This is a genomic window from Oligoflexia bacterium (assembly GCA_034439615.1).
GTDB lineage: Bacteria > Bdellovibrionota > Bdellovibrionia > JABDDW01 > JABDDW01 > JAWXAT01.
Map to the genome: position 1 here is coordinate 1 of JAWXAT010000033.1, position 20,272 is coordinate 20,272.

Below are 20,272 nucleotides of genomic sequence, written 5' to 3' on the forward strand. Positions count from 1 at the left end.
AAAAAATATTCATGCCCATCAATTTCCAAGCCATCGCGGTAAAATTATGTTTCAGGTTGCGCCATTAAAAAATGTGGTGTTGCAGCGATAATGTCACCATATTAAAATTAAAAAATATTTCGCTCATCATTTTCGTGCTTATATATTCATGCGCAAATATTCGCACCAACATATTCGTGCTTACATATTCACGATCACCATTTCCCAAGAAACCTCAGCAAAATCACGATCACTATTTCCCAAAACACCTCGGTAAAATCGCGATCATCATTTTCAAAGCTACCTCGGTAAATCCGCACTCATCATTTTCCAAGCCACTTCGGCAAAATCGTGATCATCATTTTCAAAGCTATCTCGGTAAATCCGCACCCACTATTTTTCAGGCTACATCCACTTTTAGCTATCCAAGAAAATTAGATTTCATATCAACCGCCACGAGACCAAATGGTTTAGATACAAAAAGGCCCTCGCAAAGAGGGCCTGAGATTAAAATCAATTTTTTTTGACTAGAGATCTACGGCTACAGACCCTGTAGGAGTAATGGTATACTTTACCCCACCTATGTCAGCGATAGCAGCGAGTGCATCAGTGATTTTCATCTTTTTGATTTTGAGAGAGATTTTTTTGTCGTTAGTAACTTTGTCTGAAATTTCATATTTGATATTGCTATCAAGGTTCAAAACAGCTTCTACGGCTTGTCTAACTCCCAATTTCTTTACATGCAGTGAAATTACTTTGTCTGATACTTTCTCATTTGCAGCAAATACTGCTGTTGAAACTAATAAACAAACCAAGGCGATTAGTTTTTTAATCATAAACATCCTCCTAGAATGATGTGTTCTTTATTCAAATATTACAGCTTGGTTTAACTTCTATGTAAAGAAATAAAATTTACCAAAGACAGCGGCGTTGATCATACGCCCAGAAAATAGATTATTTGCGACTGCAAATAATCTAAATAGAATCCGTACTGTACTCACTGTAAACGATGAGCAAAATACCGACCAGATAGAGTGTCGTGAGAACGCCATGCCAATGGCTGCCGTTTATGCCTAAGAGAAAAGATTCGTTGAGTGGTAAGATTTGAAAAAAGCGCCAGGTCCAAAATAGAATTTGGAGACCTAAAAAGCTTGAAAAATAAATGCGTGTGTATTTTGGGAAATCGTGTCTGATCGATAAAAATAAAGCCCACACTCCAGCCATAATAAAAAGGGCTCCCGCAAAAATTCCGGCTCGATGTTTACTCTCTAGGCTTTTAAAAATAATGGGTGCGGCAAAACCGCTGACGAGGTAAGGCAAAATATATGGGAAAGAATTAAATATTTTCATTTTATATTTCACCTACAAGTTGATTTTTTAAATTTTCAATAATTCTTAAACGGACATTTTTAAATAAACTTTCAGGCTCTATAGCCCAAGTTTTTTTGTACTCTTCAGGCATTTCATCAATCATTGAGGTCATCACACTTGAGTTAAAACCACAGGGGCTTAAATTGGAGAACATTTTTAAATCGCAAGTCACATTAAGTGCCAATCCGTGATAACTCACCCATTTTTTTGCAGCAATTCCCAGACTTGCAATTTTTCTCTCAGTAATACTGTTAGCATCAACGCTCTCATCTATAACCCATACACCTGTTTTACCTTCAATGGATTGAGCTGTAATTCGAAAATCAGCAAGTGTTTCAATGATTGCATTTTCTAAAAGGCGCATCAGACTATGTAAGTCACGACCACGCTTTTCTAAATCTAAAATCGGATACACCACAATCTGACCAGGCAAGTGAAGAGTAGACCTTCCCCCCCGGCTCACTTCATAAACGGGAAGTTTATCTGTTAACACTTCTTCTCGTGAACCAGCTGCACGACCAACAGTAATAACTGCCGGATGTTCACAAACCAATAATTTCTCAAGATTTGTATTTCGATTGGAAATTAATTCAGCAACAGCTTTTTCTTGAACTTCAAGTGCTTTTGGATAATCAATCAGACCTAAACTTTCTACTAGCAGCACAATTTATTCCTAACAAAACAACAAAAACGGTTCGCCATTTTACACGGCGGACATACGTTACAATATTATGGCCTTGGTTGGCGTTCACGTTCGGTTTTTGCCATGATGTGAATGGCTTTACCCATGGCGGCTTCTGCAGCTTCCATGATCATCTCCGGCAAGGTGGGATGCGGATGAATTGTCGACGCAAGATCTTCTGCTGTTGCTCCCATTTCAATTGCCAATGCTGCTTCAGAAATAAGATTACTCGCCTCATAACCAACAATATGAACACCGAGTACTAAGCCTGTTTTTTTATCAGTCACAATCTTCACAAACCCGTCGGAATCCATCATGCTCAAAGCGCGACCGTTTGCCACATAGGGGAATTGCCCCACTTTAGTTTCAAAACCTTTGGCTTGAGCTTCTTCAACAGTTAACCCAGCTGATGCAATTTCTGGATCAGTAAAAATAACTGCGGGAATAGTTTTAACATCCATCACAACATTATGACCTGCGATGACTTCAGCGCATATGATTCCCTCTTTACTCGCCTTATGAGCAAGCATGGGTTGACCTGCGATATCACCAATTGCATAAATATGTGAAATATTGGTGCGCAATTGTTTATCAACTTCGATAAAGCCACGTTTATCAGTTTTTAATCCGATTGAAGTAATACCTAATTGATCACTATTTGGTTTACGACCAACAGTTACTAAAATTTTATCTGCGAGAACCGTTTGCTCAGCACCTTCGACACTAATTGTGATGGCAAGCTCTGAACCAGATTTTTTAAAACTCACAGCTTTAGCATTATGCAAAACCTTAACGCCACGTTTTTTAAGTTTGCGCGCAACCACTTGAGCACAATCAGGATCAACCACACCTGCTAATAAAGTTTTATTCGCTTCGATGATGGTAACTTCAACACCTAGTTTTTGATAAAAACTACCGATCTCTAAACCGATGTAACCGCCGCCAATAACTGCTAGGCGTTTCGGTAATTCTGCGAGCTCTAAAGCTTCAGTGCTGCTTAAAACATTTTTCTTATCGTAAGCAAATCCTGGAATCTCAATGGGGCGTGAGCCTGTCGCAATAACAAAGTTTGTGGCTTTGATTTTTTCAGTTGTTCCGTCACTTAATTTTACTTCAAGCTCTTGAGGAGTTAAGAATTTCGCAGCACCAGCAATATACTCACATCCATTTGCTTTTAAAAGCTGACCGATTCCACCAGTGAGTTTATTGACAACACTTTGCTTCCACTCTTGAAGCTTTGGCATATCGACTGATGATTTAGGAACGTTAATGCCCATATCAGCGGCATGTTGAATTTTATCATAAAAATGTGCAGCAGAGATCAAGGCTTTTGAAGGTATGCAGCCACAATTCAGACACACGCCACCAACTTTATCTCTATCAACGACGATAACTTTTTTACCCAACTGCGCAAGCTTAATAGCCGCAACGTAACCACCTGGGCCTGCACCAATGACGCAAACATCTGTTTGTTTCAATTACGACTCCTTCAAACCATTTCAAGTAAAAGTGATTGCGGATTTTCAAGATACTTCATGAATTTATTTAAAAACTTCGCTGCTTGAGCACCATCAATCATGCGATGATCACATGTGGCTGTTACGCCCATCATCTCGCGAATTTTTATTTCATCATTAATGACGACAGGTTTTTTCTGTATCTTGTAAACGCCAATGATTGCCACTTCAGGATGATTAATAATAGGCGTCGCATAAACACCACCAACACTTCCGATATTTGTGACAGTAATGGTTCCACCACGCATATCATCAGGAGTGAATTTACCGGTACGCGCTCTTTCTGCAAGTGTTGAAATATCGTGAGCGATTTCTAAAATCGACTTATGCTCAACATCTTTTACAACTGGTACAAGCAACCCCTCTGGAGTGTCAGCTGCAAAACCCACATTGTAGGAATGTTTAAAAACCATTTCGCCAGCTTGATCATCGATCGAAGAATTAAAGTTTGGAAACTCACGACAAGTGACAACTAAAGCTTTCATGATAAAAGGAAGATAAGTCAGCTTCACACCTTTTGCGGCAGCCACTTCTTTCATTGATGATCGCCACCTTACAAGTTCAGTTACATCGCACTCATCGGCGTGAGTGAAATGGGGAATCGTCTGTTTTGAACGAACAAGATTTTCTGCAATTTTTCGTCGAATTCCACGAAGCGGTTTTCGCTCTTCACCACCACTAGCTGTTTGTGTACGCGCTGGTGGACTGTATTGTGGTTTTGCTCCACCCGCAACGGCACCCGTACCTTGCGAATGTGAACCCGCTTTTATAACATCATCACGAGTAACGCGACCTACGGGGCCTGTTCCTTTTAGCGTATTAAGATCAACTCCTGATTCACGGGCATAACGACGAGTGGCCGGAGTTGCCAAAACATGTTCACCCGCTGGGGGAGGTGAAATACTTTGGCCAGCAGCGCGCTCGTGCCCACTTGGTGTTGGTGTTGGTGTTGGTGCAGCTGCAGATTTAGGCTGAGCATTTGGTGTGGAAGTCGCACCATGACCAGCACCAACATGAGCGCCAGCGCCGTCCATCGTTAACAGAGTTCCGCCAACTTTTACAATGGAACCCTCTTGTGCGACGATCTTTACGACTTTTCCTTCTGATGAACATGGAATCTCAACGGTCGCCTTGTCAGTCATCACTTCAACCATAGGTTGATCGTGTTTAACAATATCACCTTCTTTGACCAGCCAACGAACGACTTCACCTTCGTTAACACCCTCACCAATATCAGGAAGTTTTAATTCAAAAGAGGCCATCGATCAGACTCCGATTTGTTGCGCTTCATGCAAAGAAGTTGATCTTTGCCCACGCTGTTTTTTAATAATACCTTCCATGAAAAACTCTCCTGCACGGTAACTACTTCTCACTAACGGGCCACTAGCCACGTAGAGAAAACCCATGCTTTCTGCGGTTTCCTTCCAATACTGGAAACGCTCAGGCGTAACATATTCTTGAACTTTGAGATGACGTGGGGTTGGCTGAAGATACTGACCGAAAGTCACGATATCACAACCAACACTTCGCAAATCTTTTAACGTCTGCAACACTTCTTCATCTTTTTCGCCCAACCCCATCATGATCGAAGTTTTTGTGTAACGATGAGGATCAATTTCTTTTACCAAATTTAAAACAGCCATTGTTTGTTTGTAAGTCGCACGGGGGTCACGCACTTTGGGAGTTAATCGCTCAACAGTTTCAATATTGTGAGCGTAAACATCAGGCCCCGCTAAAACAATTTTTTGAATCCACTCACGGTTTCCTAAAAAATCAGGAGTGAGTACTTCAATCATAAGATTTGGATCATGGGTTTTTAAATTACTAATTGTGTGCGCAAAATGCCCAGAGCCATGATCAGGTAGATCATCGCGATCAACACTGGTGATGACAACATACTTAAGACCCAATTTTGAAATAGCATAAGCCACTTTGACAGGCTCTAAAGTGTCGATTTTGCCTTTTGGGTTTCCAGTTTTCACTGCGCAAAATCTGCAACCACGAGTGCATGTGTCACCCATGAGCATAAACGTTGCCGTTCCACCGCCCCAACATTCGCCAACGTTCGGGCATCTTGCTTCTTCACAAACTGTATACAGATTTAGTTCGCGTAAAAGCCCTTTAAGTTCAAGATAGCTTTCGCCTGAAGGAGGACGAATTTTTAACCAACTTGGTTTAGGCACCTTTTTGGCCTGATTTTGATCTGACATGGGGCCTCACTTACGATTAACTGAACCATTCTTTTTAGCAGCGATTTCAAGGGCTTTGCAAATAAATTAGAACCAATTAGACGCCCCATTGACGCCATTACCTCTCTACCCTATCCTCGCTGACACCACTTAAAGCATTGAGACTCTGGGCGTACACAAATTTAGGGGAATTAGATGGAACAAATCAAACGAAGTGTTGTCATTACAGGTGCTTCCACAGGAATCGGAGCCACAACGGCCCTTGAATTAGCAAGCCAGGGTTTTCAAGTTTTTGCAGGTGTTAGAAAGCCCGAAGACGGCGAAGCCCTTAAGAAAATGAATCCCGATATTGTTCCCCTGATTTTAGATGTCACAAATGAAATTCATATTCTTCAAAGCGTTAAAGTGGTTCAGCAAAAACTTGGCAATGAAGGTCTTTGGGGCCTCGTGAACAATGCAGGTATTGTCGTCGCCGGGCCGCTGGAATTTATTCCGCTCGCTGAACTTCGAAAACAAATTGAAGTAAATGTCATCGGACAAGTTGCAATCACTCAGGCATTTTTACCACTTATTCGAAAAGCTCGCGGACGCATCATAAATATTGGATCAGTAAGTGGGAGAAGTTCAATTCCCATTACCGGAGCCTACAGCGCCTCTAAATTTGCACTTACAGCAATCACCGATGCCATGAGATTAGAACTAAAACCTTGGGGAATTGAAGTCTGTAGCGTAGAACCCGGAGCTATCAAAACTTCTATTTGGGTAAAATCATCTAGCGCCGCTGAAAAAACAATCAACTCACTTCCCGCTATCGTTCAAGAACTTTACGGAAAAGTATTACTTGAAACTCAGCGCATGGTGAAACGTATAGAAGAAAATGCAACACCGCCTGAAAAAGTAGCTGCGGCAATTGCCCATGCTCTCACCGCTAAAACACCAAAAACACGTTACTTGGTTGGCAAAAATACAAGAGCACAACTGGCTCTTGAACTTTTACCCCACCGACTTCGCGATAAAATTTTAATCAAAGCAATGAGTAATCTGTGAAGTATGAAACACCCCTATTGGAGGGAATTTTACTTAAACGCTATAAACGATTTTTAGCAGATGTAAAATTAAGCGACACAGGTAAAACAGTTTTAGTGCATGTTCCAAATACAGGTTCAATGCTTGGTGTGAAAGACCCAGGGAGTTTTTGTCGCATTTCAATTTCAAAAAATCTTAAACGTAAAATTCCGTATACTCTTGAAATGGTACGCACCAAAGAAGGTGCATGGGTAGGGGTAAACACGAGCATTACAAACACCCTTGTCGCCGAAGCCTTTGAATTAAAAACAATAAAACATTGGAAAAAATTTGATAAAATTTCACGAGAAGTAAAAATCAGTGACGATAGTCGCCTTGATATTGTATTAAGTAATAAAAATAAAAAATGTTTTATTGAAGTTAAAAACGTCAGCATGGCGTACCCGCCAAGTGCAGTATTTCCGGATGCTGTAACAAAACGCGGTCAAAAACATCTTCTCGAATTAGCAAAGCTTGTAAAAAAAGGCCACCTGGCTGAAATATTTTTTGTTGTGCAAAGAGAAGATTGCGTAGATTTTCGCCCGTGTGATGAAATTGATGCTGAATACGGAAAGCTCTTACGTCTAGTGAGTAAAGCCGGGGTTAAAATTCAATGCTGGACCTGTAAGGTTACACCTGAGGGAATTTGGCTTTCACATTCATTACCTATAAATCTAGACGATAGCCGCGTTCTTACGTCAAGGAACTAAAAAAAATTCCTCCTAAAAAATAAATTCGTTATTCTTAATACATGCAAGACAACTCACATAAAAGTCGTTGGACGATATTCGCATTTGGGCTTTTACTTATTCTTGGTTGTAACTCCGGAAATGCACTTAATGGTCTTCCAGTTCCATCGGCACTATCACCGAGCCCCACACCCAAACCAACTGCTTCGCCAAATCCTTCTCCGGGCGCATCGGCTTCGCCCACGGCATTTCCAAATCCATTTCCTTCGCCTTCACCTTCTGCGTCAGCTACGGCGACTCCGATTTTTTCGCCTTTTCCATCGCCATCACCTTCTCCCTCACCGACACCTTTTACAAAGGTTGAAAAATTTTGGTTTAGCCCTGAACCCGGCAGTGACCACGCCGAGATGTTCGAAAGACCCGATGAGTGGAGTACTGCTCGTTCAAAAATGGATATCATGTACATTGCAAGTCACTCGCTTTATCCAACATGTGGCCCCATTTGCAAAAACAACACGTGGGCTCGCATGGTGGAAGTACAAGCATTTCAAAAATTAAAACAATGGGATATCCCACTTTATCTCGCCGTGGGTTCAGTGAAACCTGAAATTCATTGTGATGCAAAAATCTACGCTCGAGATGCGGTGGATTTATACATTAAGGGAATAAAAGACAATGGTGGTTTGGTTAAAGGACTCACCATGGATTGGCCTTTGTCTGCCGGCTCTGAGACTTGCGGCCAAACAATGGAAGAAACAGCAAACCATGTTGTGAATTATGTAAAAACAGTAACCGATGGTTACGCACTTCACCATCCGGGCCAAAAAATTGATATTGGAACATGGGAAGGCACTCCAACTTTCACGGCTGACCAACTTATTACTTGGATGAATTTATTGATTTCAAAAGGTTACAAACCTCATCACTTTATTGCCGACTTTGATCATGAAAGATTTCGCCGTGAAGGAAAACTTCCACTCATGAGAAGTTATCTTCTTAAACTGCAAAATTATTGCCGAGCAAATGGGATTTTGTATGGCGTCGCCATTTGGGGAAATGATCTTCGAAGTCCAACGACTTATTATGCACAGGCAAGAAAATACGCACAGGAAGTCAAACGCGCCACTGGCGGCCCTGATTTTATTCAAGTGATTAGCTGGGAATATTGGGTCCAAAAACAAAATGCTGGAGATGTGTTTCCATATAATTTGCCAGAGACTGACCCTTTAAGTCATACGCATTTCTTCTCAGAGATGCTTCAGTATTTCAAAGTTCCTACTTTGTAATTTCAAAACTATGAGGAAGCTGAAAAACTTCAGCTTGTACATCAACATCAGCAATTTGAAGTTTTTGACCTTGTTCGTAAAAAGGTTTTTTAACCATAGCCAAAGCTTTAACCGTTTTATTCCACGGCGTTAAACATGTAGATGTGATTACTCCAGCGTCTTTACCGTTTGATAATAATTTTGCGCCAGCATTTACTTCACCTGAAATTCTTAACCCCACAAGTTTTTTTGAGACATTACCGTAAGTAAAAACACGCTCCACCACTTCTTGACCCGGGTAGCAACCTTTATCACGATTAACATAGTGTTCAGCTGGTGCTTCTAAAACCAGGTTTTTATCAACGATATCGTCTCCAAAGGTGAAATGATCAGATTCGGCTCGCAACAATTCCCAAAGATCATGACTGAATAAAGTTAAATTATCTGTGAGAAGTCTCATCCTCATGGCTTCAAAACGTTCTTTACGTACAAATAGGTGAAAGCCGCTTTGTTTAAAGTCATTTTCTTTGGCAATAATGACTTCATCACCGCCATGCTCGGTTGTGACATTTCCATGTTCTTCTAATGGCAATCTATTAAAAATTTTTAACAATTGCGATGCTACATCTGGACCTTGAACACTTATTGCGCTCATGCCTTCTGTAACATTTATGATTTCAACTTTTTCTGAGAAATGAAATTTTTCAAGATGTTCTGTAGTTGCTTGAGCGCGGTTTTGATCAGTGACTAATAAAAAAACATCACCACCATGATAAATATTAAAAAGTGAAATGATCATAGCGTTTGATTGCAAAAGTGCCCCAGGCCGCCCCTCACCAGGTTTAAGTGATTTTATATCTTGGCTAGAAAGTCTGTGAAGAAAATCAGGCGCATCGGGGCCTTTAACCTTAATAAATCCACGGGGGAGTTCAAATGCTCCGCCTATTTTTTTAAATACTTCATGCTCTGCTTTTGGGTCCATGATTTGAATTTGTAGCACCCATGAATAAGTAGTTCAAGTTAATGAAATCTCACTTTTGGCATAAACCATGCTCTAGAAGTAAGTAGGCTTGGTTTATCTCGGCTATATTTTAGCTGAGGTCACTAAGTTACTGTAAAAGCGACGCTTTTTGTACTTTGGAGGCTTAATTATGTCACATATTCAACTTGCTGCTATGGTTCTTTTCGTAAGTTTTGGTCTATCTGCTCATGCAGATAAAGACACATGTAAACTTCCAAAAAATGTTCGAGAGATCATGATGTGCGACACCGCCGATATGGAAAAACTCGTTCGCTCAAGCATCAACATGAAAGAAAAAAGCGACAATATTTTTTATGACAATGCTGCAACTGTTTTAGCTGAAAAAGCACTTTCACACCCCAGACTTACCGAGCGTGATGCCGCGATAAAAGAACTCAAAAATAAATTTGATCAAGAATACTATGTTGACGTTGTTAAACGTGCAGCTGAAAAACTATTAGTAAAAGTAAATTCACCCAATATTGCAGAACAAGCAACTGCCATGGTCGCACTCACAAATCTTGTAATTGAAGTGCGTGTCTTGAAAAACGATGAACTCAAAGCAACTCTTCAAAAAATTGCTGATGCTGATTTGCAGATTTCAGAAGGTGTGAATAAATACGCCAAACAGCCTCTGTTAGGCGCAGATTTAATTTCACCAAGTAAGCAGGCAAAAGCAGCCCTCGCGACGTTGTAATTAAAATTTTAAGATTAAGTGATCACAACAGAAACAAAATCAAATTTATCGACGTCAACAAGACCACGATCTGTGATTTTAAGTTTAGGAATAACAGCAAGACATAAAAACGCCATCTGCAAAAACGGATCTGTGAGTTTACAACCTAAACCGGAAGCGTTTTTTCTCAATAGCTTAAGATTTTTATAAATATCTTTAAGTGGCGCATTGGTCATTAAACCTGCAACGGGAAGCGCTAGTTCTGCTAAAATTTTTCCGTTTTTTACGACGACAAATCCGCCGCCTAATTCTTTAAGTCTTGAAAAACATTTTACGATATCTTCATCATTAACGCCAATCACCACAGCATTATGGCTGTCATGACCAACGCTTGAACCAATGGCTCCTGATTTAATTCCAAGGCCTTTGACAAAACCTACACTAGGCGCAATGTGACGACCGTGTCGCTCTACCACGACGATCTTTAATACATCTTGCTTTAAATCAGGTTGAACAAACCCGTGAGTGTTGACATTTAATTTCGCCGATAAACTTTCAGTCACAATATTATCTGCGACTATTCCAATAACGCGCACATCAACTGATGCGGGCTTTCGAATTATTTGCTCACTTGAATCGTTAACTATAACTGAAACTTGAATTTGATCAACACCGGGAACCGTACAGCGCATGCTGTTTTCATGAGGAGCTAAAACAAGCTCTTGCCCTAATTCTGCGACATCAACAAACCGCCCAGCTTTAATAACTTTTTCAACAACACATTTTTTGTAATCTTTTAAAACAACAATATCTGCATCCCACCCAGGAGCTATTGCCCCACGACCCTTAATACCAAAACACTGAGCCGTTGAAAGACTAGCGGCTCTGTAAACTGCCGGGGCTGGGGCACCAGCCTTGATTGCCATACGAATAAGATAATCAATATGGCCTTCATCTAAAATATCTAGCGGGTTTCTATCATCGGTACACAAAGACACATGGGGTGATGAAAATTCTGTGAGCACACCTACAAGTTCCCGTAAATTTTTTGCAACACTGCCCTCGCGAAGCATCACTTGCATCCCACGTTCTAATTTTTCTTGTGCTTCATCTTGGGAAATACTTTCGTGACAAGTTTTTATTCCACACGCCAAATATGCGTTGAGATCACGCCCGCGCAGCATGGGTGAATGGCCATCAATATGCACATCTTGAAACTGAAATATTTTTTCTAATACTTCTGGGTCTTTATTTAAAACTCCGGGGTAATTCATCATTTCGGCTAAACCCAAAACTTTGGGATGATTTTTAAATGGCAATAAATCTTGTGCAGATAATTTTGCACCACTGGTTTCAAGATGTGTTGCAGGAACACAACTTGAAAGCATGATGAACATATCCATTTGCGCTTTCTCAGCGCATGCCAAAATATACTCTAATCCCTTTACACCCATGACGTTTACAATCTCATGTGGATCAAGAATCGCTGATGTGGTTCCACGAGGTAAAACGACGCGCTCAAATTCACTTGGCACCATGAGTGTGCTTTCAACATGCACATGGCTGTCAATAAAGCCTGGCACGATGTAGCGACCTTTAAGGTTTATCACCTTTTTGCCTTCGTATTTTTCGCCAACACCAACAATAACGCCCGCGTCAATAGCGATGTCCCCGCCGAGCCATTGGCCAGAGAAAACATCGAGCCACTTAGCTCCGCGCAAAACCAAATCGCACAAAACTTGGCCTCGAGCAGCGTCAATACGTGAACTTAATTCTTGTTTCGTCAGTTTCTTTTTCAACATATATGTATGATGACAGAGACACACCACATTTTGCAAGGTTGGGCGCATCTTTGCCTCGACAAATCGAGCACTTATTGAGTAAAACTTTCCTTTAAAATATATTTTATCTAAAAGGTGGAATTTTGAAAAATCAAAAACCAAATATTGAATTACTCGAAACCATAGCGCGCCGCGCTCACTATTATGCGATGCAGATGATCGACATCGCTAATCACAAAAGAGAGCATGACCGTACCGACCCAAAAGTTGGGGGGCATCCAGCCGCTTCTGCTTCAGCGCTACATATTTTAGGTACTTTGCACTTATGGGTAAAAGAACCCCAAGATCATTTGGCTATCAAGCCACATGCAAGCCCAGCTGATCACTCTTACAATTATCTTTTAAAAAATCTTTTTGAACATCAAACTCTCAACCGTCTCAGTGATGACGCCATGAAAGTGGCTATGCAGGGTTTAAGAAAATTTTCTAATGACGGCGAGCCTGTTTTTCAAAGTTATCACTCCGGATGGGATCCAGACGGATTAAATTTTTTCCCCTCAGGAAGTGTTGGCATCCCACCCGTCATGGCCGCATATCTCGCCCACGCTTACCGTTTTGCTGAAGAACATGGCTATGAAGTTCCCAAAAATGCACATTTCTGGTCGTTGATTGGGGATAGTGAATTTCGCGAAGGTTCACTCTATGAAGCCATGCCCGATGCTGCCGAAAGAGAAATCGGAACCCTCACCTGGATCGTCGATTACAACCGCCAATCACTTGATGGCCATCGCATCACAAATAGAGACATCATGAATGGTACCGACGATGATCGCATCGAACGCACCGCTATTGCCAATGGTTGGGAAGTCATTCAAGTCAGGCACGGCCGCAAACGCTTCGAGGCTTTTGCAAAAAAAGATGGAGATCTTCTTCAAAATATTTTTGAATCAGGTTTTGATGATTATGAATATCAATGTTTACTCGTAAGTCGTGATGGAAATCTCATTCGCGAAGCCATTGTAAAAAAACAGCCTAAACTTAAAACTTTACTGAGCGAATTTAAAGACAATCAACTTGTAGAATTATTTATCGATATGGGCGGCCATGACATGGGTGAGCTCATTAAAGCGTTTGAACAATCAAAGGTAAATAAAAGAAAACCCACACTCATCGTAGCACACACAGTTAAAGGTTGGAACCTTGAGTGCCTCGCTGTTAGCGGGAATCACAGCATGCTCCCCGATGATGCAGAAATTATAAAACTACGCGAAACTCAAGGTATACCAAGTGATGATGTATTTGCTCGATACCCAGCAAATTCACCTGAGGCAAAGTTTTTAAAAGAGCGTGGTGACTATATTCTTAAAGGTTATGAAGAACAGGCTGCCATCAAGGCACGCAATGAAAAACTTTTTTCAAAACAACACGAACAAACAAATGGGGTTCCCGAGGCACTTAACATTAATTTGAAAATGGTTCCCATTGTTCACACACAATGGATGCTCGGCCAACTAGCAGCAAAACTCACACGTATTTCTAATACTCCAAAAGACCCAACTAAACTTAAAGAAAAACAAAAACCACTCACCGAAGATGAACTTCGCTGGAAAACTGCCAGTGAACTCCTTGTAACCATGGCGCCAGATGTTGGCACGAGTACAAATCTCAATCCCACCATGGACGGCAAAATATTTGGCCCCGATATCGTCGAGGATTTCGAAACAACTTATAATGTCAAAGACACAAAGAGTCCTGACATTGTACCGGGCGAAGAGATTTCGCACAGGCATTTACGTTTTGAAATTGCTGAAGGCAACACCATGTCGTGTGTCGGAAGTTACGGCAAGCTGCGAGAAATCACAGGCATTCCTGTTATTCCACTTATGACTGTCTATGATTTTTTTATTAAGCGAGCCCTTGATCAACTTTTTTATAATCTTTATTGGAACTCAAGTTTTATCTTAGTTGGTACTCCAGCAGGGGTATCACTTTCCCCTGAAGGTGCGCAGCACGGCTGGAAGAGTGATATTCAAATTCCCAACATGATCACATGGGAACCCATGTTTGCCGTGGAACTTGATTGGATTCTTAGCGAAAGTATTCGTCTGCATTTAGAAAACGCCAATCAAGGTCGCACAGGAGTTGTATTAAGACTCGTTACTCGTGGCATTGAACAACCAGAAATGCTCAATCGCCTACGCAAACAAAAACGATACAATGATCAATCAGATGAAGAAATTCTTCGTAAATTAAGAACAGACGTTTTAGCAGGAGCTTATTATCTTGTAGATTACAGCGGGTATGAAAGTTACGAACCTGGCGATAATGTGGTGAATATTTTTGCTATGGGCACAATGGGTACTGAGGCCTTAAAAGCCAGCGATAAGCTCTTAGAAAAAGGGGTTTACGCAAATGTTATTATGGTGAGTTCACCCGATCTTCTTGTTGGAAATCTTGCCTATGAAAATCAATATCATCACCTCAAAAACACGTTAGGCATTAACAGCAATCTGCATTTAGTACCCCATCTAAACGGCGATACACGCCCGGCAGATGTGGTTACTCTCGCTGGCCGCCGCGTTCCCTGTGTAAGTGTTCATGATGGCGAACCAGGTTTGCTCGATAACATTGGGAGTATCGTCGGTGTAAAACAAGAATCTTTGGCTGTTCGTCATCATTCTAAGAGCGGGCGCCCCGTTGAGATTTATCATTATCATCACATCGACAGTGATGCAGTCTATGAAGCCTGTGGAAAAGTCTTAGCTGAGACAGCACTTGAACAAGTTGTTATTTCACATCAAGTTATTGAACAAGCTGCTCAACAAGGCTCAACAAATGCTCACCAAAATTGGAAAGAGTTGTGGCCTCACTAAAAAAACTACTTACAAGAAAATCTAAGTTACATCCCTACACGCTACATCTGGCTGATACCGATTCTACGCATAAACCTGCTAACAGACCCATTATTGTATTTGTTCACCATTACGGGGGAAGTGAAAAAACCCTCAGGCGCCACGCAGAACTTGCCACCAAACTAGGTTTTGACTGCGTGACTTTTAATCTCACCCATGACGGAATAAACCTTAAAAGTGTCATTCATAATTTTCCACGAATTCTTTTTATGTGGAGCGCTCAAAAAAGTTGGTCTATTGAAGTAACAAATGTTCTTGATCAATTGGGCGATCGTAAAAAAATCATTTTCGCATTTTCTGGCCCAAGTGCATGCGCTATTAGAGCTATCGCCTCACGGTATAAGAAAAATGTTTTTGATATAGAAGCCTATATCTGTGATTCAGGCCCTTTTTATGATCCGTGGTGGTGCACACGAGAAATGCTTAAAGAATTGCATGGCATGACATCCACTTGGCCGCGAGAACTTATATTAGCCTTTATGATGACTCGCTGGGATCTCAATCACAAAAACAATGTTCGCCGCGGGCTTTCTCACATCGTTCATCACAAGCCCGATATTCCTATTTTGTCGCTTCAAGGAGCAAAAGATGGAATTGTGCCCCCTGAGCAAATCAGTCCTGTGTTTAAAGGAATTGGATTTACAAATTACAACGAATGCATTTTAGAAAAAGCTGGGCATTTAACTGGGCTAAAAAATGATCCAGCAGCATATGAAACAGCGGTGAAAAATTTTTTACGCGATAACAAGCTTGGTTAAAATATAACTTTGAAGGATCACAAATGATTAAACTTATAATATTCGATCTCGACGGAACATTGGTTGATTCAGCACAAGACATTATGGATGCTGCCAATAAAGCCATCGGCCACTATGGCAAAGAGCCCTTTACCTTTGAGGCCATCAAAAAATTCATCGGCGATGGCCGCAAACACTTTATTCAAGGCATCTCAGGTGACCGGCAAGCGGATCCTGAATTTGTAAAAGAAGTTTTTGATCGCTTTAGCAATCACTATGAAGAAATGCTTTTACAATCTACCGTTTTTTACCCAGGTGCTTTGAATTTTCTAAATGAGTTTCTAAAAGAATCACATAAAAAAATCGGTGTAGTGACAAACAAAGAAGAACGCCAAGCGCGCCTAATAATCAAAGGCCTAGGAGTACCTGAAGAGCGTTTCGTTCAAATTTATGGAGCCGATACTTTTGAGGTCAAAAAACCACATCCAAAACCGCTTCTTGAAATGATGAAACTCGCCCAAGTAAAACCCGAAGAAACAGTTATGATTGGTGATAGCAGACAAGACATTGAGGCCGCGCGCGCTGCAGGCACACATTTCATTGGCGTGACCTTTGGATACAACACAATTGATAATCTCAAATCCCATGGTGCAGAAAAATTCATCGATCACTTCGATGAACTCACCGTCACAATGAAAGCGTTGTTTTAAAGCCGGTTTTGCCTCCAAATTCACATGAATATTTTATAGGTCTGTCCACCCTTTTACAGCTCCCACACATGCCAATTTGCATCCCCATTTTAAACCTCAATACTCACCCCTTGCTGGTTTGAAGAGAGAATCCGCCGCCGCGTCATAAACCATTAATAACAATGGCCTGTTTATTGAAATTTAACGTTCTCAGAGTATCAATCAACGGGGGAGTCTGACAGGTAATGAAATTACTAATTCATTGTATTTTAGCATTCCAAATGGCGTTCGCTCCACTAACTACTTACGCCGTAGCTTCTGACCACAATACTGAAAACAAAAACCAACCTCTAATACCTTCGGCATCTGAAACGATTTTTGGAAACCCAGAAATTAAAAACACCCTCACTCAAATTGAGGGACTAGTCACAGAATTAGGCCAAGCCGATGAAAGTACAAATCCCAAAAAGAGCTCAGATACATTTCGACTTGCTGGCCAAACTTTTCAAATTCAAACAGATGGTTCAAAAGCTGTTGAGTTTGCACTTGATGACATCAATATCAATTTGCCCACCGTAGGTTTTGAAGTCGCAAAACTTGAAGTTGAAATAGATCGAGAAAATCACACCCTCGCACTTAAAACAGAAAGCACAGATGGTGAGCTCTACGGATTTCTCTCTCTCTTGGCTCCCCAAAAACTCATCAATAAAGCCCGACAATATAAAGTTTTAAATTACATCATCGGAAAAAAGAATACCGTTCGTCACGTCTTTAAAGGCCTTGATATTGTAAGCCATGCGCGTGACGGAGAACTTCTGATTCTTGTGGACTCCTCGGGTAAAATATATGCCATTGATATGGGTTATATCGCAGTAGCAGGTTTTAAAAATTCTGTTCCTGTATTTCCAGTGGGTGAAATTTCACAAAACTTTAATTTAAACCAACCCACAAAAACTACATTTCTCACGCGCGGCCTAAAACCATTTCCTGCCGAGAACATGTATCTTGACCCGCAAGCGACAATCCCACTTGATCGTGAGAAAGCGATTTTTTCTGCAGGCGATGCGGTAATTTATCAAGAAATAAATGGGCGTAGAAACCTTGTTGGAATTTATGACCGTCAAGTAATGATGAGTTATGTTCTTATCGGAACACTTCTCTTAACATGGCAGGCCTATGCCATTATGCCGAGCGAACATAACGCAAGTGTTGAAAGCGGTTTAATCGCTCTACTCAAAGACCCTGCTTTTGCAAAAGCGGCACTCGCTCAAAATCTTGAAACAAATGAAATAAATCCACATGTTGTTAAAGCTCTGAGCGGAATTTCTACAGTCACAATTCAAAAACTTCTACTTCGTATTAAAACCATACAAGCTTCAACTCAAGACCTCAAAGATAGATTTGTCATCGGAGAATGGGAAAAATCTTTTACAAAGCTACTTGCGCAATCAGAAAAAACTAAACTCATAAAAGATGCACCAGCTGTGAACCCCAATGATCTTGGGCCTCAATGGAAAGAACTCACAAAAAATATGCTCAAAGAGCAAGAGGCTATTAAGAGTACGTTTTATCGAGTCATGCATTCAAAAGCCATGAAACTTATAGCAGCCCTTGCCATTGGTGGAGCTGCAGCTGCCGGCGCAACTTATTTACTCGGTGATAGTGGCCCTGCGTGGGCTGTGACAATTTCAAATAAACTTTTTGAGGCATTGCCTGAAGTTCTAAAAGTCTCCGGACAAGATGGATACCCCGCCTATCGCATTACTTTAATGAAGAGTCTTTTATCAATGGGCTCATTTGTTGTTGTTGCGTGGACAATTGGAGCCCTTACCGCACGCAACACAGGTTGGACATTTCGAAAACAACTCGGCGCGCTTGGCACAAGGTCTTACGCATTTTTTCAATTGCCCTTTTTTCACCGAGTAGCCAGCATGACTGGCCAACCAAATTTCTTGCGCGCTCTTGGTACTGGGGCAAATCCACTGGCAAAAATTAAACCCAGTTCTCCCATTGGGCAAAAACTTAATCTTCAAGAAGGATTACGCTTAGGTCTGATTAATCCTTTTGCAAAAGATAGGGCTGAAAAAGCAGCGCTTCAAAATCAAGCGCTTTCTCAAATGGCGAGACAACGAGCTAATGCTAAAATTGTCGCAGGCCTTGTTGCAAATATGGTTGTCAGTGAACAATTTCAAATAGATTTACCGACGATGCTGGTTGTTCAGGGTGAAAAACACGAAGCCGATAAATCAGCGCTTGCGATTATCAGTGATAAGAAATTTCACCAACAATGGGCCATTGTTGCAGCTGAGGTTACAAATCAGATTTTAAATTCATCAAAGGCTCAAGGCTTAGATTTTTCACAACTCACTGATGAAGAACTTAAACAATACATTCTCATGGCCGATGAAACCGCAAATGAAGTAAGAACTTTTGCAAACAAACATCCAAAACTTACTCAATTACGAGCACGATTTAATGGTTTTGGAGCAAAAATGTTAAAAGGCACAGCTAACTTTGGATTAGCTGAAAACGCTTTTTTAAGAACAGTTGAACCCAATGAATTTGTGCAAAACCAGTTTTGGCGTCGATTTGTTTTAGAATATCTTTTGACCATAACTCAAGAAGGCCTGATCGGAAAACGCGCTGACCTTAGTAACAAAGGGGCTCTTGCCGCTGACCCCAATGGAGTTCTATGGACAGGTGAAAAACAACTTGGCGACAAAATGAATATGCTTCGAAGCCAACTCATGAACCCCGCAGCACTAACCATGGTTTATCAACCCCCCGGAAGTGTCAGTGAGGGTAACTATAGCCCCATTGAAACCATGACACTCAAAACGGCTATTCACCCAGAAAGTCTTATAGAGGGTGGGCGCACTTTATTTAAAGAAGTAACCAACCTACCTAAGGCTGATTATCCAAGTATTTTCTTACGCTCTATATTTTCGCGCCTTAAAACATTTCAAGCGCCAATGATCTTTATGGTGAGTACACGCATGGTACTCGGCGGAGATTCAACTGTTGATGCTTTTAGGCTTTTTGCTGTCTATACAATCTGGAGCCAATGGGCCTATGTGTTTGTATTACATATAGTTGATCGCGGCAGTCAGATGTATGAACAAAAATTTGCCGGGCCAAATAAGAGATTCGAACTCGCCCAGGTAAAACTTAGTCAAGGGCTCAATCTAAAAGATGATCGCCTTGCTCAAGATGGTTTTCAAGAGCTTGTGGAACTTTATGAAAATACTGAAAAACTGCCTCAAGAAATTTCAGACACACTCAAAAGCTCTGAAGAAATTTTTAAATCTTCACCAGAAGAACGTGAAGTTGCACTTCAAGAATTACTCGAATACACAAAACTTAACGCGCCTTTTAAAAATGCTCCAAGCAGACTGGTGAGTAATATTTTTGTCATTTTAGGCTCACTCACAGCCACATATCTCTCTGGGGCACTTTTTGTTTCGGGCGCATCGATGCCTTTGATCCCGCTGTTTTTCACTTCAGCAACAATGTATACAACGTCGTATTTTACTCAAAAACTCATCATCAATAAAATTCCTGAATGGCGGAGAAAACGTGCAGAAGCCAAAACCGCTTCAGCTAGCACATTGCAATCCGAAAAATGTAAGTCTCTTTTTTCAAGACTGTTCAAATAAGACGCTAGCGTGACGCGTCAAACCTCCGATTTTGCTTTGACAT

At 41.1% G+C, this 20,272-nt stretch carries 17 protein-coding genes; 8 read left to right on the plus strand and 9 right to left on the minus strand.

Going from position 1 to position 20,272, the window contains the following annotated elements; translation table 11 throughout:
- Positions 1–506: 506 nt before the first annotated feature.
- The 6 genes from SGI74_07805 to lipA all read right to left on the minus strand — a co-directional run bounded on the left by SGI74_07805 (position 507) and on the right by lipA (position 5,759).
- A complete protein-coding gene (locus SGI74_07805) occupies positions 507–815 on the minus strand; it encodes a hypothetical protein (protein MDZ4677400.1) in 309 nt (102 codons plus the stop codon).
- Positions 816–954: 139 nt separating this feature from the next.
- Positions 955–1,329 (minus strand): hypothetical protein, encoded by a 375-nt coding sequence (locus SGI74_07810; protein MDZ4677401.1) that lies wholly within the window; start codon positions 1,327–1,329, stop codon positions 955–957.
- A 1-nt stretch (position 1,330) separates the two neighbouring features.
- The gene (lipB, locus tag SGI74_07815; protein ID MDZ4677402.1) at positions 1,331–2,014 is read right to left on the minus strand and encodes a lipoyl(octanoyl) transferase LipB; all 684 of its coding nucleotides are present in this window, start codon (positions 2,012–2,014) and stop codon (positions 1,331–1,333) included.
- Positions 2,015–2,079: 65 nt separating this feature from the next.
- The gene (gene lpdA / locus SGI74_07820; GenBank protein MDZ4677403.1) at positions 2,080–3,510 is read right to left on the minus strand and encodes a dihydrolipoyl dehydrogenase; all 1,431 of its coding nucleotides are present in this window, start codon (positions 3,508–3,510) and stop codon (positions 2,080–2,082) included.
- An 11-nt stretch (positions 3,511–3,521) separates the two neighbouring features.
- Positions 3,522–4,811, minus strand: coding sequence for a dihydrolipoamide acetyltransferase family protein (locus SGI74_07825; GenBank protein MDZ4677404.1), 1,290 nt, complete (start codon positions 4,809–4,811; stop codon positions 3,522–3,524).
- 3 nt (positions 4,812–4,814) lie between these two features.
- Positions 4,815–5,759, minus strand: a complete 945-nt coding sequence (lipA, locus tag SGI74_07830; protein ID MDZ4677405.1) for a lipoyl synthase — start codon at positions 5,757–5,759, stop codon at positions 4,815–4,817.
- A gap of 174 nt (positions 5,760–5,933) precedes the next feature.
- Here lipA and SGI74_07835 point away from each other — a divergent pair, with 174 nt between their 5' ends.
- Positions 5,934–6,785: an SDR family oxidoreductase gene (locus SGI74_07835; protein MDZ4677406.1), complete on the plus strand. Its 852-nt coding sequence runs from the start codon at positions 5,934–5,936 to the stop codon at positions 6,783–6,785.
- On the plus strand, positions 6,782–7,513 hold the full coding sequence (sfsA, locus tag SGI74_07840; protein ID MDZ4677407.1) for a DNA/RNA nuclease SfsA: 732 nt from the start codon (positions 6,782–6,784) through the stop codon (positions 7,511–7,513). Before SGI74_07835 ends, sfsA begins: the two co-directional genes overlap by 4 nt.
- A 34-nt stretch (positions 7,514–7,547) precedes the next feature.
- Here the strand turns inward: sfsA and SGI74_07845 are convergent, their stop codons facing one another.
- Complete coding sequence (locus SGI74_07845; GenBank protein ID MDZ4677408.1) at positions 7,548–7,952, minus strand: hypothetical protein; 405 nt, start codon at positions 7,950–7,952, stop codon at positions 7,548–7,550.
- On the opposite strand from SGI74_07845, the gene SGI74_07850 reads away from it, so the two are divergent.
- Positions 7,942–8,778 carry a hypothetical protein gene (locus SGI74_07850; protein MDZ4677409.1) on the plus strand — a complete coding sequence of 279 codons (837 nt, stop codon included), beginning with the start codon at positions 7,942–7,944 and terminating at the stop codon, positions 8,776–8,778. The two genes, SGI74_07845 and SGI74_07850, sit on opposite strands and share 11 nt — an antisense overlap.
- Here the strand turns inward: SGI74_07850 and SGI74_07855 are convergent.
- Positions 8,768–9,739, minus strand: a complete 972-nt coding sequence (locus SGI74_07855; protein MDZ4677410.1) for a glycine cleavage T C-terminal barrel domain-containing protein — start codon at positions 9,737–9,739, stop codon at positions 8,768–8,770. The genes SGI74_07850 and SGI74_07855 overlap by 11 nt on opposite strands.
- Before the next feature lie 169 nt (positions 9,740–9,908).
- On the opposite strand from SGI74_07855, the gene SGI74_07860 reads away from it, so the two are divergent.
- Positions 9,909–10,475, plus strand: coding sequence for a hypothetical protein (locus SGI74_07860; GenBank protein ID MDZ4677411.1), 567 nt, complete (start codon positions 9,909–9,911; stop codon positions 10,473–10,475).
- Positions 10,476–10,489: 14 nt separating this feature from the next.
- Here the strand turns inward: SGI74_07860 and ade are convergent, their stop codons facing one another.
- Positions 10,490–12,256 (minus strand): adenine deaminase, encoded by a 1,767-nt coding sequence (ade, locus tag SGI74_07865; protein MDZ4677412.1) that lies wholly within the window; start codon positions 12,254–12,256, stop codon positions 10,490–10,492.
- A gap of 122 nt (positions 12,257–12,378) precedes the next feature.
- On the opposite strand from ade, the gene SGI74_07870 reads away from it, so the two are divergent.
- The 4 genes from SGI74_07870 (at position 12,379) to SGI74_07885 (ending at position 20,229) form a co-directional block, all read left to right on the plus strand.
- Entirely contained in the window at positions 12,379–15,108 is a 2,730-nt protein-coding gene (locus SGI74_07870; GenBank protein ID MDZ4677413.1) for a pyruvate dehydrogenase, read from the plus strand.
- Positions 15,096–15,905 carry an alpha/beta hydrolase gene (locus tag SGI74_07875; GenBank protein ID MDZ4677414.1) on the plus strand — a complete coding sequence of 270 codons (810 nt, stop codon included), beginning with the start codon at positions 15,096–15,098 and terminating at the stop codon, positions 15,903–15,905. The genes SGI74_07870 and SGI74_07875 overlap by 13 nt, the downstream gene beginning before the upstream one ends.
- 23 nt (positions 15,906–15,928) lie before the next feature.
- Positions 15,929–16,594 (plus strand): HAD-IA family hydrolase, encoded by a 666-nt coding sequence (locus tag SGI74_07880; GenBank protein MDZ4677415.1) that lies wholly within the window; start codon positions 15,929–15,931, stop codon positions 16,592–16,594.
- A gap of 224 nt (positions 16,595–16,818) precedes the next feature.
- Positions 16,819–20,229, plus strand: a complete 3,411-nt coding sequence (locus SGI74_07885; protein MDZ4677416.1) for a hypothetical protein — start codon at positions 16,819–16,821, stop codon at positions 20,227–20,229.
- Positions 20,230–20,272 lie beyond the last annotated feature (43 nt).